The 275-nt window shown below is 59.6% G+C and carries 1 protein-coding gene; it reads left to right on the top strand.

Annotated elements, in window-relative coordinates; all coding sequences use genetic code 11:
* Positions 1–275, top strand: a 275-nt coding sequence (locus tag R0J92_RS22890; protein WP_411053355.1) for a crossover junction endodeoxyribonuclease RuvC, incomplete at both ends; no start/stop codon positions are given.

Raw genomic sequence — 275 nt, 5'->3', positions numbered from 1 at the left:
ACCGGCTGGGGCATTGTCGAATCGCTTGGCAATTCACTGCATTTCATCGGCTCGGGGACCGTGACCTCGAATGCCGAGATGGATCTCGCATCGCGCCTCTGCCAGCTCCATGAAGGGCTTTCCAAGGTCCTGCATGAATTCATGCCGCACGAGGCGGCGCTTGAACATACTTTCGTCAACAAGGACGCAACGGCGACATTGAAGCTTGGTCAGGCGCGGGGCATTGCCTTGCTGGCTCCGGCGCAAGCTGGCCTGCCTGTTGCCGAATATGCGCC

It is taken from the genome of Tritonibacter sp. SIMBA_163, assembly GCF_046535935.1.
Taxonomy (GTDB): Bacteria; Pseudomonadota; Alphaproteobacteria; order Rhodobacterales; family Rhodobacteraceae; genus Epibacterium; species Epibacterium scottomollicae.
The sequence above is the reverse complement of the archived record's forward strand: the minus strand, read 5'-3'. Positions and strand labels throughout refer to the sequence as shown.